Annotated in this window: 1 protein-coding gene and 1 pseudogene; both read left to right on the top strand. The window is 70.8% G+C overall.

What is annotated here, in order from left to right; translation table 11 throughout:
• Positions 1-161 precede the first annotated feature (161 nt).
• Positions 162-1,553, top strand: coding sequence for an aminotransferase class III-fold pyridoxal phosphate-dependent enzyme (locus ABT063_RS51940; protein WP_351069358.1), 1,392 nt, complete (start codon positions 162-164; stop codon positions 1,551-1,553).
• Positions 1,554-1,591: 38 nt separating this feature from the next.
• Positions 1,592-1,811: pseudogene (locus ABT063_RS51935) on the top strand (succinylglutamate desuccinylase/aspartoacylase family protein); the annotation flags it as partial.

The raw sequence follows: 1,811 nt of genomic DNA, 5'->3' as shown, positions 1-1,811 counted from the left end.
GACCCGTCGGTGACCGCCGTCAGCGCGATCCTCATCGCCGTCGCCGTCGTGGCCCTCGCCCTGGTCGGCGTGGTCCGCAAGCTCAGCGGCTCCGGCAAACAGGACGGCCTGCTGCCCACAGAACCCGGACTGGGCCTCCGCGCCGGAAGTGAGAGCGCATCATGACCACCAGCACCCGCACACCCACCGGTGAACTGTCCGCCACCGCGGCCAGACACCTCCTGCTCAACATGACCCCCAACGGCTCACTCGGCCAGGACGGCGAGAACCTCTTCGTCGTCCAGCGTGGCGAGGGCCCGTACGTCGACGACGCCGACGGCAGGCGCTACATCGACGGTCTCTCCGGCCTGTACTGCTGCCAGCTCGGCTACTCCTACGCCCCCGAGTTCGCCGAGGCGGCGGACAAGCAGCTGCGCGAGCTGTGCTTCAGCCCGCTGTGGTCCTCCTCCGCGCACCCCACCGCCATCGAACTCGCCGAGCGGCTCTCGCGGATCGCGCCCGTCGACGTCGAGCACACGTTCTTCTCCGGCGGCGGGGCGGAAGCGGTGGAGACCGCCTGGAAGATCGCCCGCCGCTACCACGCCCTGCGCGGGGAACCGGGCCGGGTGAAGGCGATCTCCCGTCGCGGCGCCTACCACGGGCTGACCATCGGGGCTCTCTCCCTGACCGACGACCCCGGGCTGCGCGAACCCTACGGGCCGGGCGCGATCGAGACCCGGTTCGTGTCCAACACCAACCGGTTCGGCCTCGCCCCCGAGTACGTCGACGACGACGTGTACACCTCCCGTCTGCTCGCCGAGCTGGAGGCCGCGATCCTGGCCGAGGGCCCGGAGAGCATCGCGATGCTGATCGCCGAGCCGGTGCAGAACCGCGGCGGCTGCATCACCCCGCCCCACGGCTACTGGCCGGGCCTCAGGGCGCTCGCCGACCGGTACGGCTTCCTCCTCGTCGCCGACGAGGTGATCACCGCCTTCGGGCGGCTGGGGGAGTGGTTCGGCGGCGACCGCTACGGCGCCCGCCCCGACATCGTCACCATCGCCAAGGGCATCACCGCCGGTTACGCGCCCATGGGAGCAACCCTGGTGAGCAATCGAGTTGTTGAGGTCATCAATCAGCCGGGCGCGGTCCTCAACCACGGCTACACCTTCGCCGGGCACCCGCTGAGCGCGGCCATCGCCCTGCGCAGCCTGGAGATCATGGAGCGGGACCTGATCCTGGACAACGTCCGCGGTCTCCAGGACCACCTCGCGACGCGCATGGCCTCCCTCGGAGATCTGAGAATCGTCGGTGACATTCGGGGCGCCGGATTCTTCTACGCCTGCGAACTCGTCGGCGACCTCGACGGCGGCGGCTTCAGCGACAAGGCCCGCGCCGGTCTGATCGTCGACCTCATCCCGCGCCGACTGCGCGAGGCCGGACTCCTGGCCCGCGTCTACAACCGCGCCGCCCCGCTGGTGCAGATCGCACCCCCGCTGATCAGCGACCGGCACCTTCTCGACCGTATCGCCGACATCCTCGCGGAGACCCTCGCCGAGGCGTCCGCCCGCCTGTGACACCCGCACCCGCCCCGCATTCGAAAGGAACCACCCTCATGTACTCCATCGGTCCGCTGACCGTCGCCCCCGGCGAGCGCGCCCAGGGCCTCATCCCGGTCGGCACCAGCAGCTACGGCGTGGAGCTCGGCATCCCGGTCATCGTCGTCAACGGCGCCCAGGACGGTCCGGTGCTGTGCGTGGACGCGGGGGTGCACGGCGACGAGTACGACGGCCAGGAGGCCATCCGGCGCGTCCTCGCCGAAACCGACCCGGCCA

The organism is Streptomyces sp. NPDC002838 (assembly GCF_040295365.1).
In the GTDB taxonomy this organism is placed as follows: domain Bacteria; phylum Actinomycetota; class Actinomycetes; order Streptomycetales; family Streptomycetaceae; genus Streptomyces.
The sequence above is the reverse complement of the archived record's forward strand: the minus strand, read 5'-3'. Positions and strand labels throughout refer to the sequence as shown.